Genomic DNA, 15,158 nt, shown 5'->3' on the forward strand with positions numbered 1-15,158 from the left:
TAAGTACTAGAGTCGAAGGCTCTTTACCCTGCGCCAAGGTGCCAAAAAGAGCCTGTTCGTAGCCCACATGGATCCGAACCAGAGTCCAGTGACGGCAACCGAGCCCAGCAACTGCTTCCAAGAGGGCATGCCGGAAAAGTTGATCATCAGCAAGCTACTGCCAAAAAAGAGTGCCTGGATGGCCGCATAGAACCACCCCGCAGCCGGGACCAGGCGATCAGGCTCCAACTTCGCACCTTCACGGGTAATAGGAAACTGTCCCGAACGGTGCAGCCATCGGCACTCGGTATCCGTCAACCCATGCTGGCGTTTAAGCGCGATCACCTGTTCACGGACAGCTCGCTGCACGTCGACACCGAAGCGATAGTAGAAGAGGCGCTCGTTGTCGATTGCCTCTTCATCGAGCCGGTCTGATGCCGTGGTGGCCAAGTACACCTTGATGGAGTCGGGAATGCGTCCCTCGTAATAGTCGCGCCCAGCGATGCGACTGCGCTCCCCCAGGTTGATCTGAGTAATGGCCGGTTCATGTTCGCCGGAAGTCATCGCTTGCGCCTAACGTGCTCGTGAAAATCGCGCCCAGCAACACGCTGGCCTTTTCCGGTGTTGACCTGTACGAGTGGTGCATTGGCATCAGCACCAGTCAGCGCCGCCAGACGGTCCACAGGCTTGCGGGCTTCGAAGTGTGCGACAGCGGCTGCCAGCAGATTACGCCGCTGAGAGATCGGGTCGGTGGCCCACTGATGGCCGTTGTACAACTCGACGGCCAGATTCAGATCACTGTCCTCGGGTGCAACTCGATCCAAAAATTCCTTGAACGCCGTATCCTCGGCTGCAGCGGCTAACTGACCCTCCTTGATCAGGAGCAACAGCGCTCTTGCGGTTGCGTCTTGGTCCACTACTGCAGAACGGGCCACCGCAATTTGAAGGCGGATAACGCGGAAGAGGTCATGGCGAATGCCGGCCCCGCCGGTCATTGTGCCCTCACCTGACAGAAGCCAGTCTACAGATACACCGAAGGCTTCGCGCAAGCCCATGAGCATCTCCACCCCGGGCCGCTTTACGCCGCGAAGAACATCGCTAACAAAACCAGCAGACGCGCCGATACGCCGGGCCAGTTCGGCCTGGTTCACCCCGGCATAGGCCAGAACCTGAGTCAAGCGTGCAGGTATAGCTGCTAACGGGTCTGTGGCGTATTGTGCCGATGATCTCTTTGGCGTATATTCTGTTTCCATAGAGAACATTTCTTTACTGATTGTGCTTAATTTACTCGCAAATGACGCGGCTGTCGCAATGGACGGGATCGACATCGCCTACCGCCTCAAGCGCCTCGGACTCAGCCAGTCGGACATTGCGCGCGATTTGGGTGTGTCCGCCAGTGTGGTCGGCAACGTGATCCACGGTCGGATTTCGTCCTTTCAAGTGGCGTGTCATGTCGCCAATTTGCTCGGTATGCCTCCGAGTGAACTTTGGCCGCAGCGCTACACCTTTCGGCCTCGCGGACGGTCACCCCGCCGGCGAGGCGAGGCAACAGGAGGAACATCCATGCCGACAGACTGATACTCAACCGAGGACACCTAGTAGAGCCCAAACGCAAGCGGCCCACAGCGAAAGCTGTGGGCCGCCTACGGGATTGGATCCAGTGAAGTGGGGACTTCAAGCTGGATTCTCCGACCTGTCGTTTGGACTGTCAAGAACGACTTGGAAACCGTCGAGGGACGATGGTCAATCGGAGAATTCACATGCGCAAGATCCGCGAGGTTCTTCGGCTGTCTCACGGCTCGCTGCTGAGCCGCCGTGCTGTCGCAGCCAGCCTGGGCATCTCTCGCGACGCCGTGGCGGACTACCTCTTGCGTGCCGCAAGTGCGGGTCTAACGTGGCCACTGCCTGACAGTCTGGACGACGCCCAACTTGAGCAAAGACTGTATCCAATTGAGCCTGGGACGCGAGCACGCCGTCCAGAGCCGAACTGGGCCGACGTGCACCGCGACATGCAGCTACCTGGGGCAACGCTCCAGCAACTTCACGCCGAGTACCTTGTTGCTTACCCCAACGGGATGCAGCGCAGTCAATTTTCCGCCCTCTATCGCAAGTGGTGCCGCAGCCTCAAAAGCTATATGAGGCAGACTCACCTGGCCGGGGACAAGGTATTCGTCGACTATGCTGGGCCGACCGTCCCAATCCATGACCCCGTCTCGGGTTGCATCCTTCGGGCGCAGATATTCGTCAGCGTACTTGGGGCGTCGAACTACACCTACGCCGAGGCACATTGGTCACAAACACTGCCGGACTGGATTGCCGCAAACGTGCGGATGCTGGAGTTCTTCGGGGGCGTACCCAAATTTATCGTCTGCGACAACCTGAAATCGGCAGTCACCAGAGCGAGTTTGACAGAGCCGCTGGTCAATGACAGCTATCAGAACTTTGCCGCCCACTATGGTACGACGATCCAACCGGCCCGATCTCGACATCCGAAGGACAAGGCCAAGGTAGAGGGACATGTGCTGATCGTTGAGCGCTGGATATTGTTCCGGTTGCGCCGACGCGTCTTCACCAGCTTGGGCGAGCTCAATTGCGCGATTCTCGAACTGCTCGATGAGCTGAACAACCGTCCCTTTCAGAAGCTAGCAGGCAATCGGCGTAGTGCCTTTGAAAGCCTGGATGCGCCACTGCTGCGCAGCCTGCCAGCGACCTCCTATGAATACGTCGAATTCCGCCGCGCTCGGGTGGACATGAGCAAGATGGTGAACGTGGCGGGGCGGCTATTTTCGGCTCCGGCGCGGCTTGTGTCGCAGGTCGTCGATATCCGGGTGACGGCGACACTGGTCGAACTGATTTTCAATGGCCGTCGGGTTGCGAGCCACGTTAAAACGCCAGGTGACGATCCGGTCATCGATCCGGCTCACCTGACGCCAGCCGAACACGCGTATGGACTTTGGACGCCTGAACGCGAACTGCAGTGGGCCAGTGGCATTGGTCCGCAGACCACAGCGTTTGTGGAACAACGGCTGGCTGCCAATGGTGGCAAGACAGCGGGTTACCGGCTCGGCATTGGTATGCGCAAGCTGAGCGCTGAATTCGGAGTAGATCGTGTAGAGGCCGCGTGCACCAAAGCGATCCACAGCGGAGCCACATCTGTATCCAGCCTGCGCGCGATCCTGGTCAACCGGCTGGATATGCACGGCTTGGAAATCACCGAAGCCAACTTTCCTCACGAAAACGTGCGTGGCCCTAAGCACTACCACTGACCTTGCAATGAGAACCAGACCATGATGACAAACGACACGATCCGAAAGCTTAACGAGCTCAAACTCTTTGGCATGGTCCATGCCTTCTCGCAGCAGATCGAATCCGCTGCAACCGGGCACTTGAGCTTCGAGGAAAGAGTCGGCCTGATGGTCGATCACGAAGTGACTTATCGCGATGACAAGCGCCTTCGGAGGTTGCTGACCAACGCAAAGCTACGTGAGCCGGCCTGCATGGAAGACATTGACTACGAGGCCAAGCGAGGCCTTGATCGATCGGTGATGGCGTCACTGGCACTGTGCAACTGGATCAGGCATGGCGTCAATGTAATCGTGACTGGCGCAACTGGCTTGGGCAAGACATGGATTGCTTGTGCACTGGGGAACCAAGCCTGCAGGCATGGGATGACGGTCAAATTCGAGCGAGTGCCATTGCTTTTGGAGGAGTTGGCCATTGCGCACTCCGATGGCACCTTTAGAAAGCGGATTGCCGCGATCGGCAAGCACGATCTGCTGATCCTTGACGACCTGGGTATCAACACGCTTACGGCCGAGCGACGAGCAGACCTCCTAGAGGTAGTTGAGAGTCGCTCAGGTACCAGAGCAACTGTTGTGACCAGCCAGTTGCCTGTCAGGCGCTGGCACGACTATCTTGCGGATGGAAATCCGACCGTTGCTGACGCCATCATGGACCGGGTGGTCAGCGATGCCTATCGAATCGATCTCGTTGGCGAATCACTGCGGCCGAAGCGGCGGCACTCGGCAAACTCCTAAACTGAGGTGATGCGTAAATCACAGCGTCCGAATAGAGAGCGTGCTGGGAAACCGACCAGAACATCCTGCGCTTTGAACACGAGTTGCCCACCGCGTTGGTCGGTCGGTTCGTCGCAAGCGCCGACCGACCAACGCGGTGGACAACTCTGCCCCGGCTTCAACCAATAAGTCAATCCGAGGAGGTGATCCCGAATCGGAGTCTGCGGTCGGTTTGAACTGGAATGGCTGGTGGGTTTGGATCGGAATAAATGGCGGGTTTGATCGGAATACGCAAACAGCACCTTTGCAGCTGAATCCGACCGTCCCGTCAATGAGGCTGGATAGACTGCATCGGTGTGGCCGATCGCCGCTGCGACACCAAACTCCACTCTTGCTTTTTGAGTTGAATTTGAGCAGTGCACGTAGTATCGTGAGGGCGACTCAAAGGAGCAGGCATGCCCATTGACCGTAGCAACTACCCCGGCGTCCCGGATGACTTTCCGGTCGATGCCACGCTCTCAGCGCTATCGGGCGCGCAGCCGAAAATGAGCCTGATCGAAGAGAACGGAAAGCTCTATGCCCCAGGCACCTCTCCTTCAGAGGTCCTCACGGCGTTCCAAGTGTGCGAGGACCTCGTTTCTCAGATGGCCGCCTACTGTCAGCGAAAACTTCCCACATTCGATGGAAACAAAGAGGCCACCGTGAGAGCAGCTTTTCAGGGCCTGCTGAGCAAGCAATGGTGTTCGCCGGCACAGTCAGCCTGGATCATGAGAAACACTGTCTATCAGCTGGGGTGGACCCTCATCAACGACCTACATTCCGATCCTGACTTATCTCAGAACCTCCGCCAATGAAGCAGATGTTGAAATAGGCCTACGTTGAGAACGTGGCTGAATCCACCTTTCACATCGCCCAACGTTCTACGTTGGCAGGGTAGCCATACACTGTTCGTTTGAGCGCCGCAAGCAGAATCAAGGAAGGGATCATTCTTGAACGCCCTAGATCGACTGCAGGTTGATATAAAAATCGCATTGCATCACTTACGATGCTCGCGAGAAAGTGTGACTGATTTCCGAGCCAACTTTGCAAGATGCAGCTAAACACCTCTATATTTCCATTGCAAAGTAGCCTAGGAAGCTCAGCCAGAGCACGCCTTTCTCTCGGACCAATCTCTGGGATAGGCATGAGCAATGCATCGGTAAAAAGCTCACAATAAGCTTGATAGCCGGGGCTAATAGTTTTTCCTAAGGGTAGCGCGCGTCCCTCACCCTTGCGACAAATGGGACACCTTTGCCCAGGCAAGAATGCGCAGCGCTTCGTCGAATAAAAATCCGATCTACATCGCCTGCACTCATCCAAGCCCCAAAGCCCAATACGATGAGTTTGGCAAATTCGAACGCTTTCTATCTGATGCTCACGTCGCCAATGGCCACAACCAAACCTCAGGGTGTCCTCCTCAACGCACAGTGGGCAAAAAGCATACCCCAAAATGGAAACCCTATTGGATGGTGTGTCCCAAAGCCAAGATTCGAACTCAGCGCCGGCAGCCGGCTTCATGCCATAAAAACTCAGAGAAATGGGAGCGAGAGTATGGTGCAATAAAAGATCATCAAAAGTGAGCACGCCAACAAATACCCGCTCAGCCATCAATGCCGGCTTGTTGCAGCAGTCAAACAACCGACGGCTCTTGCTTATCTGAACCCCAGGAAGCTTCTCGCGAAGTGAAGAAAACCACCCCGCCTGCACAGCCGCGATTACCATCGACTCTATCGTTGCGCTGCGCGGGAAGGTTGGAAACATCAATGGCGACAAGTCGTTTTGAGACTTTGTTAGAGAGCAGCAGCTTGTGCTGCAGGCTAGGCGTCAAAAATTTTGAAACTTTGTGCCACGGGTTTTCGTCAAAAATGCCGCCGTCTTGCTAGTGCATCGTTTTAAGACTTTGTTTGGAAAACCCTGGCGTCGCCGGGACGCGGTGGGGTGTCAACCCCTATTGTCGGGCAGGCAGAAGGGGCTACCGGGTTCAGGCGTAGACGTTGACCTGGGTGCCCAGGCTGCCGCTGGCCGCGAGCGGCAGGACGGCGGGCACGGCCTGCAACAGCGCCAGCGCGCCCGTGGCCTGGGCGTCCAGCGCGGTCTTGAGCACACTCACCTGCACCTGCTGCTCCAGCTGGGCCTGCTTGTTCGCCACGACGGCGTTGACCATGGCGGTGGGGGAAACGTCCATGTGGATTCCTTGCTGTACCCCAGTATCGACCAGTCGACGCAGAACTTGAGGGTCGGGCCGCCGCGGCCCGACCACCGGTACGCTGGTTCAGTCCAGCAGCTCACGAGGCACGTTGCCCCCGTTGGCCGCAATGCTGGCCAGCACGTTCTTGTGCAGCCACATGTTCATGCGCGCCGAATCGCCCATCAGCTCATCCGGGCAGTGCAGCTCGGCTGCCAGCGCCTTGCGCGCGTCCAGGCTGCTGTCCATGTCCAGGAGTTTGAGCAGGTCGACGATGGAGGTGCGCCAGTTCAGCTTCTGGGGGTTCGATGCCGCGCGTTGTTCGAGTTGCGACACCACGTCGACCACCGCGATCGGGTTGACCACCGCGGCCGCTGGTGCCGTGCTGGCGGTGGGTGCGGCCTCAGCTGCCGGCGCGGGGGCTGCGGCCGCGTTGCCAATGCCCAGCTTTTCGAGAATGTTGCTGAAAAATCCCATGTGTGACTCCCTGAATGGCGACCCATGACCGTGCCCCGGCGGGATTGCCGCAGGCTGGGACCATGGACCAGCCCCCATCCTACGGCATTCGCCGGGATCACAACACCGGCCAATGCGTCACAGCTTGAAGTCGTAGTCGACCGTGATCGGCGCGTGGTCGGAGAATTTTTCGCCCTTGAAGATGGCCACCGAACGGGCGCCCTGGGCCAAAGATGCGGTGGCCAGGTGGTAGTCCAGCCGCCAGCCCACATTCTTGGCGTAAGCCTGGCCGCGGTTGCTCCACCAGGTGTAGCAATCGTCGGTGGTGTCGGGAAACAGCTGGCGGTAGACGTCCACCAGCCCGCCCTCGCCCAGCACACGGGTCATCCACGCGCGCTCCTCGGGCAGAAAACCGCTGTTCTTCTGGTTGCTTTTCCAGTTCTTGAGGTCCTGCTCCTTGTGAGCGATGTTGAGGTCGCCACACAGGACAAAGTCGCGCCCGGCCTTGAGCGCCATCAGGTGCGGGTAGAACACATCGAGGAAACGGAACTTGGCCGCCTGGCGCTCTTCGCCCGACGAGCCACTGGGGAAGTAGGCGCTGATCACGCTGCGCTTCTTGCCCGGCGTGTCGAAACGCAGCTCGACGTAGCGCCCCTCGGCGTCGAATTCGCCGCCATCGAAGCCCACGACCACGTCGCTGGGCTCGTGCCGGCTGTACACGGCCACACCCGAATAGCCCTTTTTCTCGGCACAATGGAAATACCCCTTGAGCCCGGCGATGTCCTCGAAACGTCCGGCGATGTCGGGCATCTGGGCCTTGAGCTCCTGCACACAAATACAATCGGGCGCGGTGGCGGCCACCCAGTCCAGCACGCCCTTGGTGGCGGCGGAACGGATGCCGTTGAGATTGAGGCTGGTCAGTTTGAACAAGGAAGTCCCCATGTTGGATTCGGGCGCGCAAGACGAACTCGCGCAGGCATTCGTGCAATTTTCGGTCGAGTCCGGCGTGCTGCGCTTTGGCGAGTTCAAGACCAAGGCCGGGCGCCTGTCGCCCTACTTCTTCAATGCCGGCCTGTTTGACGACGGCGCCAAGCTGGGCCGGCTCGCGGCATTCTATGCAAAGCGCATCCTGGACAGCGGCATTGCCTTCGACATGATCTTCGGCCCGGCCTACAAGGGCATTCCGCTGGGCGCGGCGGTGGCCATCGAACTGGCCCGGCTGGGCCGCAACGTGCCCTTCGCCTACAACCGCAAGGAAGCCAAAGACCATGGTGAAGGCGGCACCCTGGTGGGCGCGCCGCTCCAGGGCCGGGTGATGATCGTCGACGATGTGATGAGCGCCGGCACCGCCGCGCGCGAATCGATCGCGCTGATACGGGCCGCCGGCGCCACGCCCAGCGCGGTCGCCATCGCGCTGGACCGCCAGGAAATGGCCACCGAGATCGGCGCCGATGGCGTACAGCGCGACCTGCCCCACAGCGCGGTGCAGTACGTGCGCGGCACGCTGGGCCTGCAGGTCTGCGCGATCGCACAACTGACCGACCTGCTGCAGTTCCTGGAAACGCGCAGCGCAGATCCCGAGATCGCCGTCCACAGCGAGCGGGTGCGCGCCTACCGGCAACGCTACGGCGTGGATTGAACCCGACCGACAATCTCATCACCAGACGCCATGACACCCCTGCACCGTAGTTTGCTGCCGATGGCGTTTTGTCTGGCCTGGCTGACCGCTGCCCACCCCTCGGCTCAGGCACAAAACAAGCCCCCCGCCAGCGGCGGCGCGGCCCAGAACCACATCTACACCTGCGTGGACGCACAGGGCCGGCGCATCACGTCCGACCGCCCCATTGCCTCCTGCGTGGACCGCGAACAGCGCGAACTGTCGTCCAGCGGCAGCGTCAAGCGGGTCATCCCGCCCACCCCCACCGCCGACGAGCTGGCCGCGATCGAAACCAAGCGCAAGGCCGAGGCCGAACGCGAGGCGCGCATCAATGAAGAGCGCCGCAAGGAACGCGCCCTGCTGGCCCGCTACCCCAACGAAGCCACGCACCAGCGCGAACGCATGAAGGCCCTGGAACAGGTCGACGCGGTGGAAGCCGCCATTCAGAAACGCGGAGAAGACCTGGCCAAGCAGCGCAAGACCATCGACGACGAGATGGGCTTCTACGCCAAGGACCCGACCAAGGCACCGGCCTGGCTGCGGCACAAGCTGCGGGACAACCAGACGCAGTCCAGCGCGCAGGCCACGGCGCTGCAGCAGCAAGCCGGCGAACGCCAGCGCGTGACCGCCCGCTTCGATGCCGAGCTGGTGCAGCTGCGCAAGCTCTGGGCTGAAGCCGCGCAGGCGGCGGGACAGGCCACACGCTGAGTGGACGGCCTGCTCCGTCGGCAGGCCCCAGGTTCACAGCCCCAGTTTTTTCTTGATCAGCTCGTTGGCCTGGGCCGGGTTGGCCTTGCCCTTGCTGGCCTTCATGACCTGACCGACCAGTGCGTTGAAGGCCTTGTCCTTGCCGGCGCGCACCTGGGCCACGTTGTCGGCGTTGGCGGCGATCACCTCCTCGACGATCTTTTCCAGTGCGCCGGTGTCGTTCATCTGCTTGAGGCCCTTGGCCTCGATGACGGCGTCCACCGTGCCCGCCGGTTCGGCCCACAGCGCGTCCAGCACCTGTTTGCCGGCGTTGTTGCTGATGGTGCCGTCGGCGATGCGCGAAACCAGGGCGGCCAGTTGCGCGGCGCTCACGGGCGCGGCCGCGATGTCGCGTTCCTCGGCGTTGAGGCGGCGCGAGAACTCGCCCATCAGCCAGTTGCTGACCAGCTTGGCCTGGCCACTGGCCTTCGCGGCGGTTTCAAAAAACGCGGCCATGGCGGTGCTCTGAGTAAGCATGGTGGCGTCGTATTCGGGCAGACCGTAGTCGCGCACAAAACGCTCGGCCATGGCGCGCGGCAGCTCGGGCATCTCGGCCTTGACGCGTTCCACCCAGTCGCGGCCAATCACCAGCGGCGGCAGGTCGGGGTCGGGGAAGTAGCGGTAATCGGCCGCGTCTTCCTTGGTGCGCATGGCGCGGGTCTCGCCGGTGTCGGGGTCGAACAGCACGGTGGCCTGCTGGATGCTGTGGCCGTCCTCGATCTGTTCGATCTGCCAGCGCACCTCGAAGTCGATGGCCTGCTGCATGAACTTGAACGAGTTCAGGTTCTTGATCTCGCGCCGCGTACCCAGGGGCGCGCCGGGCTTGCGCACCGACACGTTGGCGTCGCAACGGAACGAGCCCTCCTGCATGTTGCCGTCGCAGATGCCGATCCAGGTGACGATCTTGTGCAGTTCCTTGGCGTAGGCCACGGCCTCGGCACTGGAGCGGATGTCGGGCTCGGTCACGATCTCCAGCAGCGGCGTGCCGGCGCGGTTGAGGTCGATGCCGGACTGGCCAATGAAGTCCTCGTGCAGGCTCTTGCCCGCGTCTTCTTCCAGGTGGGCGCGCACCAGGCGCACGGTCTTTTTCTCCTCGCCGAGGAAGAAGCTCACCTCGCCGCCCTGCACCACCGGGATCTCGAACTGGCTGATCTGGTAGCCCTTGGGCAGGTCGGGGTAGAAGTAGTTCTTGCGCGCGAACACGCTCTCCTCGGCGATGTGCGAACCCAGGGCGAGGCCCAGGCGGATGGCACGTTCCACCGCGCCCCGGTTCATCACCGGCAGCGTGCCGGGCAAGGCCAGGTCGACCGCGCAGGCCTGGGTGTTGGGCTCGGCGCCAAAGGCGGTGGAGGCGCGGCTGAAGATCTTGCTCTGGGTGGAGAGCTGGGCGTGGGTCTCGAAGCCGATCACGACTTCGTAGCCGTGCACCAGCAGGGATGTCGTCTGGCTCATGCGAAGGCCTCGGGAGAACGGGTGTGCCAATCGGTGGCTTGCTGGAACTGGTGGGCCACGCCCAGCAGGCGCGACTCGTCGAAGTAGTTGCCCACCAGTTGCAGCCCCACGGGCATGCCGTGGGCGCCAAAACCGGCCGGCACGCTCATGCCGGGCAGGCCGGCCAGGCTGGTGGACAGGGTGTAGATGTCGGCCAGGTAGTTGGCCACCGGGTCGTCGCTTTTTTCGCCGATCTTCCAGGCCACCGTGGGCGCCACCGGGCCGGCGATCACGTCGCATTGGGTAAAGGCCTGCTGGAAGTCCTGCGCGATCAGGCGGCGGATCTGTTGGGCCTTGAGGTAGTAGGCGTCGTAGTAGCCGTGGCTCAGCACATAGGCGCCGATCATGATGCGGCGCTGCACCTCGGGGCCGAAGCCCTCGCTGCGCGACTTCTTGTACATGTCGATCAGGTCGTCGTACTGGGCGGCCCGGTGGCCGAACTTGACGCCGTCGAAACGGCTCAGGTTGGAGCTGGCCTCGGCCGGGGCGATGACGTAATAGACAGGGATGGACAGCTCGGTGCGTGGCAGCGCGATATCCACCAGGGTGGCACCGAGTTTTTCGTATTCGGCCAGCGCGGCGCGCACGGCGGCCAGCACGTCGGGCGCGCAGCCCTCGCCAAAAAACTCCTTGGGCAGGCCGATGCGCAGGCCCTTGAGCGGCTGGGCGGCGGTGGCCTCAGGCAAGGGCTTCAACATGCCGGCGCTGTAGTCCTCGGCGGCGCGGTCCAGGCTGGTGGAGTCGCGGTCGAGGTCGGGGCCGGCCATCGCGGTCAGCAAGGCGGCGCAATCGGCGGCGCTGCGCGCCATGGGGCCGGCCTGGTCGAGGCTGGAGGCGAAAGCCACCATGCCATAGCGCGAACAACGCCCGTAGGTGGGCTTGATGCCGGTGATGCCACAGAAACTGGCGGGCTGGCGGATGGAGCCGCCAGTATCGGTGCCGGTGGCGGCGGGCACCAGGCGCGCGGCCACGGCCGCGGCAGAACCGCCGGAGGAGCCCCCCGGGATGCGCGACATGTCCCAGGGATTGTGGGCCGGGCCGTAGGCCGAGTTGTCGTTGCCCGAGCCCATGGCGAACTCGTCGCAGTTGAGCTTGCCCAGGGTCACCGCTCCGGACTCGGCCAACTGGCGCACCACGGTGGCGTCGAACGGACTCTGGTAGTGCTCCAGCATCTTGGAGCCGGCGGTGGTGGGGAAATCGCGCGTGACGAAGATGTCCTTGTGCGCCAGGGGAACACCCAGCAACGGCGTGCGTTCACCGGCCGCGATGCGCGCGTCGGCGGCACGCGCCTGGGCCAGGGTGGCGTCTTCGTTGAAGGCGAGGTAGGCGCCCAACGGGTCGTGCCGTTTGGCGCGGGCCAGCAGGTGCTGCGCTGCTTCGACGGCGGAGGTGGTCTTGTTGGCGATGGCGGCAGCCAGTTCGGCCACGCCGAGTGTGTGCAGATCGTTCATTCGATCACCTTGGGCACGAGGAACAGGCCACGCTCGACCGCGGGCGCGCTTTTCTGGTTGGCTTCGCGCTGGTTGGGTTCGCTGGCGATGTCGTCGCGCAGGCGCAGGGCGACGTGGTCGATCACGGCCGTGGGGTGAGCCAGCGGCGCCACGCCGGTGGTGTCGACCGCGTTCATCTGTTCGACGATGTCGAAGAAACCATTCAACTGGGTGAGCATGCGCTCACTTTGCTCTGGCGTGAGGGCCAGCCGCGCCAGATTCGCGATGCGCGAAATGTCGTTGGATAACAGGGACATGGGGCAGAGCCGGTCGGAAAACCGGATGTAAAAGTGCGTGAAATGAACGCCGAATGGCGTCCCGCCTCACAGGCGATGCGTTATTATCCAGCGTTTGTCGGCAGAACCCGGCCAGATGCCCGTCGGATCGACGCACAAAGCCCGTTTTGTCCCGCAGAACCCCCTTACCGCACTCCCGCCGCACAACCCCTATCGTCGGGGCGAGGTCCCAGCGAGCCGCCGGCCCGCCCCGACAGGACTATCCAACATGTTCGAAGTTTTTCGTCGGCACTTTTCGACCGACCTGGCCATTGACCTCGGCACCGCCAACACCCTGATCTACGTGCGCCACAAGGGCATCGTGCTGGACGAGCCCTCGGTGGTCTCGATCCGCCACGAAGGCGGCCCCCAGGGCAAGAAATCCATCCAGGCGGTGGGCCACGAGGCCAAGGCCATGCTGGGCAAGGTGCCCGGCAACATCGAGGCCATCCGCCCGATGAAGGACGGCGTGATCGCCGACTTCACCGTCACCGAGCAAATGCTCAAGCAGTTCATCAAGATGGTGCATCCGCGCTCGATGCTGAAGCCCAGCCCGCGCATCATCATCTGCGTGCCCTGCGGCTCGACCCAGGTCGAGCGCCGCGCCATCCGCGAGTCGGCCCTGGGCGCGGGGGCTTCCGAGGTCTACCTGATCGAGGAACCCATGGCCGCGGCCATCGGCGCCGGCCTGCCGGTGTCCGAGGCGTCCGGCTCCATGGTGGTCGACATCGGCGGCGGTACCACCGAGGTGGGCGTGATCTCGCTCGGCGGCATGGTCTACAAGGGCAGCGTTCGGGTGGGCGGCGACCGTTTCGACGAAGCCATCATCGCCTACATCCGTCGCAACTACGGCATGCTGATCGGCGAGCCCACGGCCGAAGCCATCAAGAAGCAGATCGGCAGCGCCTTCCCCGGCTCCGAAGTCAAGGAAATGGAAGTCAAGGGCCGCAACCTGGCCGAGGGCGTGCCCCGCAGCTTCACCATCAGCAGCAACGAGATCCTCGAAGCCCTGACCGACCCGCTCAACAACATCGTCAGCGCCGTCAAGACCGCGCTGGAGCAGACCCCGCCCGAGCTGGGCGCCGACATCGCCGAGCGCGGCATGATGCTGACCGGTGGTGGCGCCATGCTGCGCGACCTGGACCGCCTGCTGGCCGAGGAAACCGGCCTGCCGGTGCTGGTGGCCGAGGACCCGCTGACCTGCGTGGTGCGCGGCTGCGGCATGGCGCTGGAGCGCATGGACCGCCTGGGCGGCAGCATCTTCACCAGCGAATAACCCGCTCACCGGAGCGCTGTGCTCATGCCACTGGGCACCCTGGACCGCACCCCACCGCCGTTCTTCAAGCAGGGCCCCTCGGCCCTGTCCAAGCTGACCGTGCTCAGCGCGGTGGCCATCGCCCTGATGGTGGTGGACGCGCGCCTGCGCCTGGCCGAACCGGTGCGCAGCGGCGTGGCCACGGTGATCTACCCGCTGCAATGGCTGGTGATGCAACCGGTCAAGGGGGCGACCGTCGTGGGCGCCTATTTCACCAGCCTGCAAAAAGCCCAGGACCAGCAGAACCAGGCCAGCGAGGCCCTGGCACGCCAGGCCATGCGCGCCGCACAGGTGGAGCTGCTGGCGCTGGAAAACCAGCGCCTGCGCGAGCTGCTGGGCATGCAGCAGCGGGTCGAGACCACGTCGCAAGGCGCGCAGGTGCTGTACGACGCGGGCGACCCCTACACCCGCAAGGTGGTGATCGACCGTGGCATGACACAAGGGGTGCAATCGGGCGCCCCGGTGCTCGACGGCACCGGCGTGCTCGGGCAGGTGACACGCGTCTACCCGCTGGGCGCCGAAGTCACCCTGCTGACCGACCGTTCGCAGGCGATCTCGGTGCTCAACACCCGCACCGGCACCCGCAGCCTGGCCTACGGCATGGCCGGCGCCGGCGCCGCCGGACTGGAGCTGCGCTTCACCGCCACCCACGCCGACATCGAGGTGGGCGACCTGCTCAGCACCAGTGGTGTGGACGGCGTCTACCCCGCGGGCCTGCCGGTGGGCCGGGTCACCAAGGTCGAGCGCGAGACCAGCGCCGCCTTTGCCCGCGTCGAGGCCGAGCCGGTGTCCAACCCGCTGGCGGCGCAACACGTGCTGGTGCTGCAGTTGCCGGCCGACACGCCGCAAGGCACGGGGCCGGAACGTGCGCCCGCCAAGGAGGGCGTCGAACCCAAGGCCACCCGGCGCGCCGGCCCGGGCCGCCCCAGCCAGCCCGGAGGCCGCCCATGATCATGCGCCCTGGTCAGCCCTTGCTGCTGCCCGCCAGCCCCTTGTTCATCTGGATCAGCCTGCTGGGTGCGCTGGCGCTCAACATGCTCATGAACATGGGCCCCTGGGGGCGCTCGGCCTGGGTGCCCGACCTGCTGGCCCTCGCCCTGGTGTTCTGGAACGTGCACCAGCCCTTGCGCATCGGCGTGGGTGTCGCGTTCGCTTTTGGTCTGGCCATGGACGTGCACCTGGGCGCCCTGCTGGGGCAGAACGCCCTCGCCTACACCGCCATGAGTTTCCTGGCCATCAGCATGCACCGCCGCCTGCTGTGGTTCCCGGTACCGGCGCAGATGCTGCAGGTGCTGCCGCTGTTTGCCGCCGCGCAAGTGCTGGAGCTGCTGGTGCGCCTGATCGCTGGCAACGGATTTCCGGGCGCCGGCATCGTGGCGGGCCCGCTGATCGAGACCGCGCTGTGGCCCGTGGCCACCATGCTGCTGCTGGCACCCCAGCGGCGCGCGCACGACCCGGACGAAAACCGTCCACTATGAAAACCCCCTCGCTCCACCGCTGTGCGGGTC

Annotated in this window: 18 protein-coding genes; 9 read left to right on the forward strand and 9 right to left on the reverse strand. The window is 63.1% G+C overall.

The annotated features are described in order from the left end of the window. Positions 1 to 6: 6 nt before the first annotated feature. Positions 7 to 543: a hypothetical protein gene (locus AAHB17_RS08125; protein ID WP_342130039.1), complete on the reverse strand. Its 537-nt coding sequence runs from the start codon at positions 541 to 543 to the stop codon at positions 7 to 9. Beyond that, positions 540 to 1,307, reverse strand: coding sequence for a helix-turn-helix domain-containing protein (locus tag AAHB17_RS08130; RefSeq protein WP_342130040.1), 768 nt, complete (start codon positions 1,305 to 1,307; stop codon positions 540 to 542). The genes AAHB17_RS08125 and AAHB17_RS08130 overlap by 4 nt, the downstream gene beginning before the upstream one ends. On the opposite strand from AAHB17_RS08130, the gene AAHB17_RS24730 reads away from it, so the two are divergent. From AAHB17_RS24730 to AAHB17_RS08145, 4 genes are all read left to right on the forward strand, one after another. Beyond that, on the forward strand, positions 1,291 to 1,557 hold the full coding sequence (locus AAHB17_RS24730) for a helix-turn-helix domain-containing protein (RefSeq protein ID WP_446719572.1): 267 nt from the start codon (positions 1,291 to 1,293) through the stop codon (positions 1,555 to 1,557). The two genes, AAHB17_RS08130 and AAHB17_RS24730, sit on opposite strands and share 17 nt — an antisense overlap. Positions 1,558 to 1,739: 182 nt before the next feature. Continuing rightward, positions 1,740 to 3,245: an IS21 family transposase gene (gene istA / locus AAHB17_RS08135; protein WP_342130041.1), complete on the forward strand. Its 1,506-nt coding sequence runs from the start codon at positions 1,740 to 1,742 to the stop codon at positions 3,243 to 3,245. A gap of 21 nt (positions 3,246 to 3,266) precedes the next feature. Then, a complete protein-coding gene (istB, locus tag AAHB17_RS08140) occupies positions 3,267 to 4,016 on the forward strand; it encodes an IS21-like element helper ATPase IstB (RefSeq protein ID WP_342130042.1) in 750 nt (249 codons plus the stop codon). A gap of 434 nt (positions 4,017 to 4,450) precedes the next feature. Continuing rightward, positions 4,451 to 4,849 (forward strand): hypothetical protein, encoded by a 399-nt coding sequence (locus AAHB17_RS08145; protein ID WP_342130043.1) that lies wholly within the window; start codon positions 4,451 to 4,453, stop codon positions 4,847 to 4,849. A 49-nt stretch (positions 4,850 to 4,898) separates the two neighbouring features. On the opposite strand, the gene AAHB17_RS24735 is transcribed toward AAHB17_RS08145, so the two are convergent. The 4 genes from AAHB17_RS24735 to AAHB17_RS08160 form a co-directional block, all read right to left on the reverse strand. After that, complete coding sequence (locus AAHB17_RS24735; RefSeq protein WP_446719573.1) at positions 4,899 to 5,795, reverse strand: TniQ family protein; 897 nt, start codon at positions 5,793 to 5,795, stop codon at positions 4,899 to 4,901. A gap of 220 nt (positions 5,796 to 6,015) precedes the next feature. Beyond that, entirely contained in the window at positions 6,016 to 6,219 is a 204-nt protein-coding gene (locus AAHB17_RS08150; protein ID WP_342130044.1) for a YjfB family protein, read from the reverse strand. 87 nt (positions 6,220 to 6,306) lie between these two features. Then, complete coding sequence (locus AAHB17_RS08155) at positions 6,307 to 6,696, reverse strand: DUF3597 domain-containing protein (RefSeq protein ID WP_342130045.1); 390 nt, start codon at positions 6,694 to 6,696, stop codon at positions 6,307 to 6,309. Between the two features lie 117 nt (positions 6,697 to 6,813). Then, complete coding sequence (locus AAHB17_RS08160) at positions 6,814 to 7,605, reverse strand: exodeoxyribonuclease III (RefSeq protein WP_342130046.1); 792 nt, start codon at positions 7,603 to 7,605, stop codon at positions 6,814 to 6,816. 10 nt (positions 7,606 to 7,615) lie between these two features. Between AAHB17_RS08160 and pyrE the strand changes: the two genes are divergently transcribed. Together pyrE and AAHB17_RS08170 are read left to right on the forward strand one after the other, a co-directional pair. Beyond that, a complete protein-coding gene (gene pyrE / locus AAHB17_RS08165; protein WP_342130047.1) occupies positions 7,616 to 8,314 on the forward strand; it encodes an orotate phosphoribosyltransferase in 699 nt (232 codons plus the stop codon). A gap of 30 nt (positions 8,315 to 8,344) precedes the next feature. Then, a complete protein-coding gene (locus AAHB17_RS08170; RefSeq protein ID WP_342130048.1) occupies positions 8,345 to 9,040 on the forward strand; it encodes a DUF4124 domain-containing protein in 696 nt (231 codons plus the stop codon). A 33-nt stretch (positions 9,041 to 9,073) separates the two neighbouring features. Here AAHB17_RS08170 and gatB read toward each other — a convergent pair whose 3' ends face one another. From gatB to gatC, 3 genes are read right to left on the reverse strand one after another with little or no spacing between them, the layout of a single operon-like run. Further along, a complete protein-coding gene (gatB, locus tag AAHB17_RS08175) occupies positions 9,074 to 10,531 on the reverse strand; it encodes an Asp-tRNA(Asn)/Glu-tRNA(Gln) amidotransferase subunit GatB (protein ID WP_342130049.1) in 1,458 nt (485 codons plus the stop codon). After that, positions 10,528 to 12,021, reverse strand: a complete 1,494-nt coding sequence (gene gatA / locus AAHB17_RS08180; RefSeq protein ID WP_342130050.1) for an Asp-tRNA(Asn)/Glu-tRNA(Gln) amidotransferase subunit GatA — start codon at positions 12,019 to 12,021, stop codon at positions 10,528 to 10,530. Before gatA ends, gatB begins: the two co-directional genes overlap by 4 nt. Then, entirely contained in the window at positions 12,018 to 12,317 is a 300-nt protein-coding gene (gene gatC, locus AAHB17_RS08185) for an Asp-tRNA(Asn)/Glu-tRNA(Gln) amidotransferase subunit GatC (protein ID WP_342130051.1), read from the reverse strand. The genes gatA and gatC overlap by 4 nt, the downstream gene beginning before the upstream one ends. A 247-nt stretch (positions 12,318 to 12,564) precedes the next feature. Here gatC and AAHB17_RS08190 point away from each other — a divergent pair, with 247 nt between their 5' ends. From AAHB17_RS08190 to mreD, 3 genes are read left to right on the forward strand one after another with little or no spacing between them, the layout of a single operon-like run. Next, the gene (locus tag AAHB17_RS08190; RefSeq protein ID WP_342130052.1) at positions 12,565 to 13,611 is read left to right on the forward strand and encodes a rod shape-determining protein; all 1,047 of its coding nucleotides are present in this window, start codon (positions 12,565 to 12,567) and stop codon (positions 13,609 to 13,611) included. Between the two features lie 24 nt (positions 13,612 to 13,635). Further along, on the forward strand, positions 13,636 to 14,601 hold the full coding sequence (mreC, locus tag AAHB17_RS08195; RefSeq protein ID WP_342130053.1) for a rod shape-determining protein MreC: 966 nt from the start codon (positions 13,636 to 13,638) through the stop codon (positions 14,599 to 14,601). After that, entirely contained in the window at positions 14,598 to 15,128 is a 531-nt protein-coding gene (gene mreD / locus AAHB17_RS08200; protein ID WP_342130054.1) for a rod shape-determining protein MreD, read from the forward strand. The genes mreC and mreD overlap by 4 nt, the downstream gene beginning before the upstream one ends. The last annotated feature ends 30 nt before the right edge of the window (positions 15,129 to 15,158 follow it).

Source organism: Hydrogenophaga sp. OTU3427, from assembly GCF_038440225.1.
Classification (GTDB): Bacteria; Pseudomonadota; Gammaproteobacteria; order Burkholderiales; family Burkholderiaceae_C; genus Hydrogenophaga.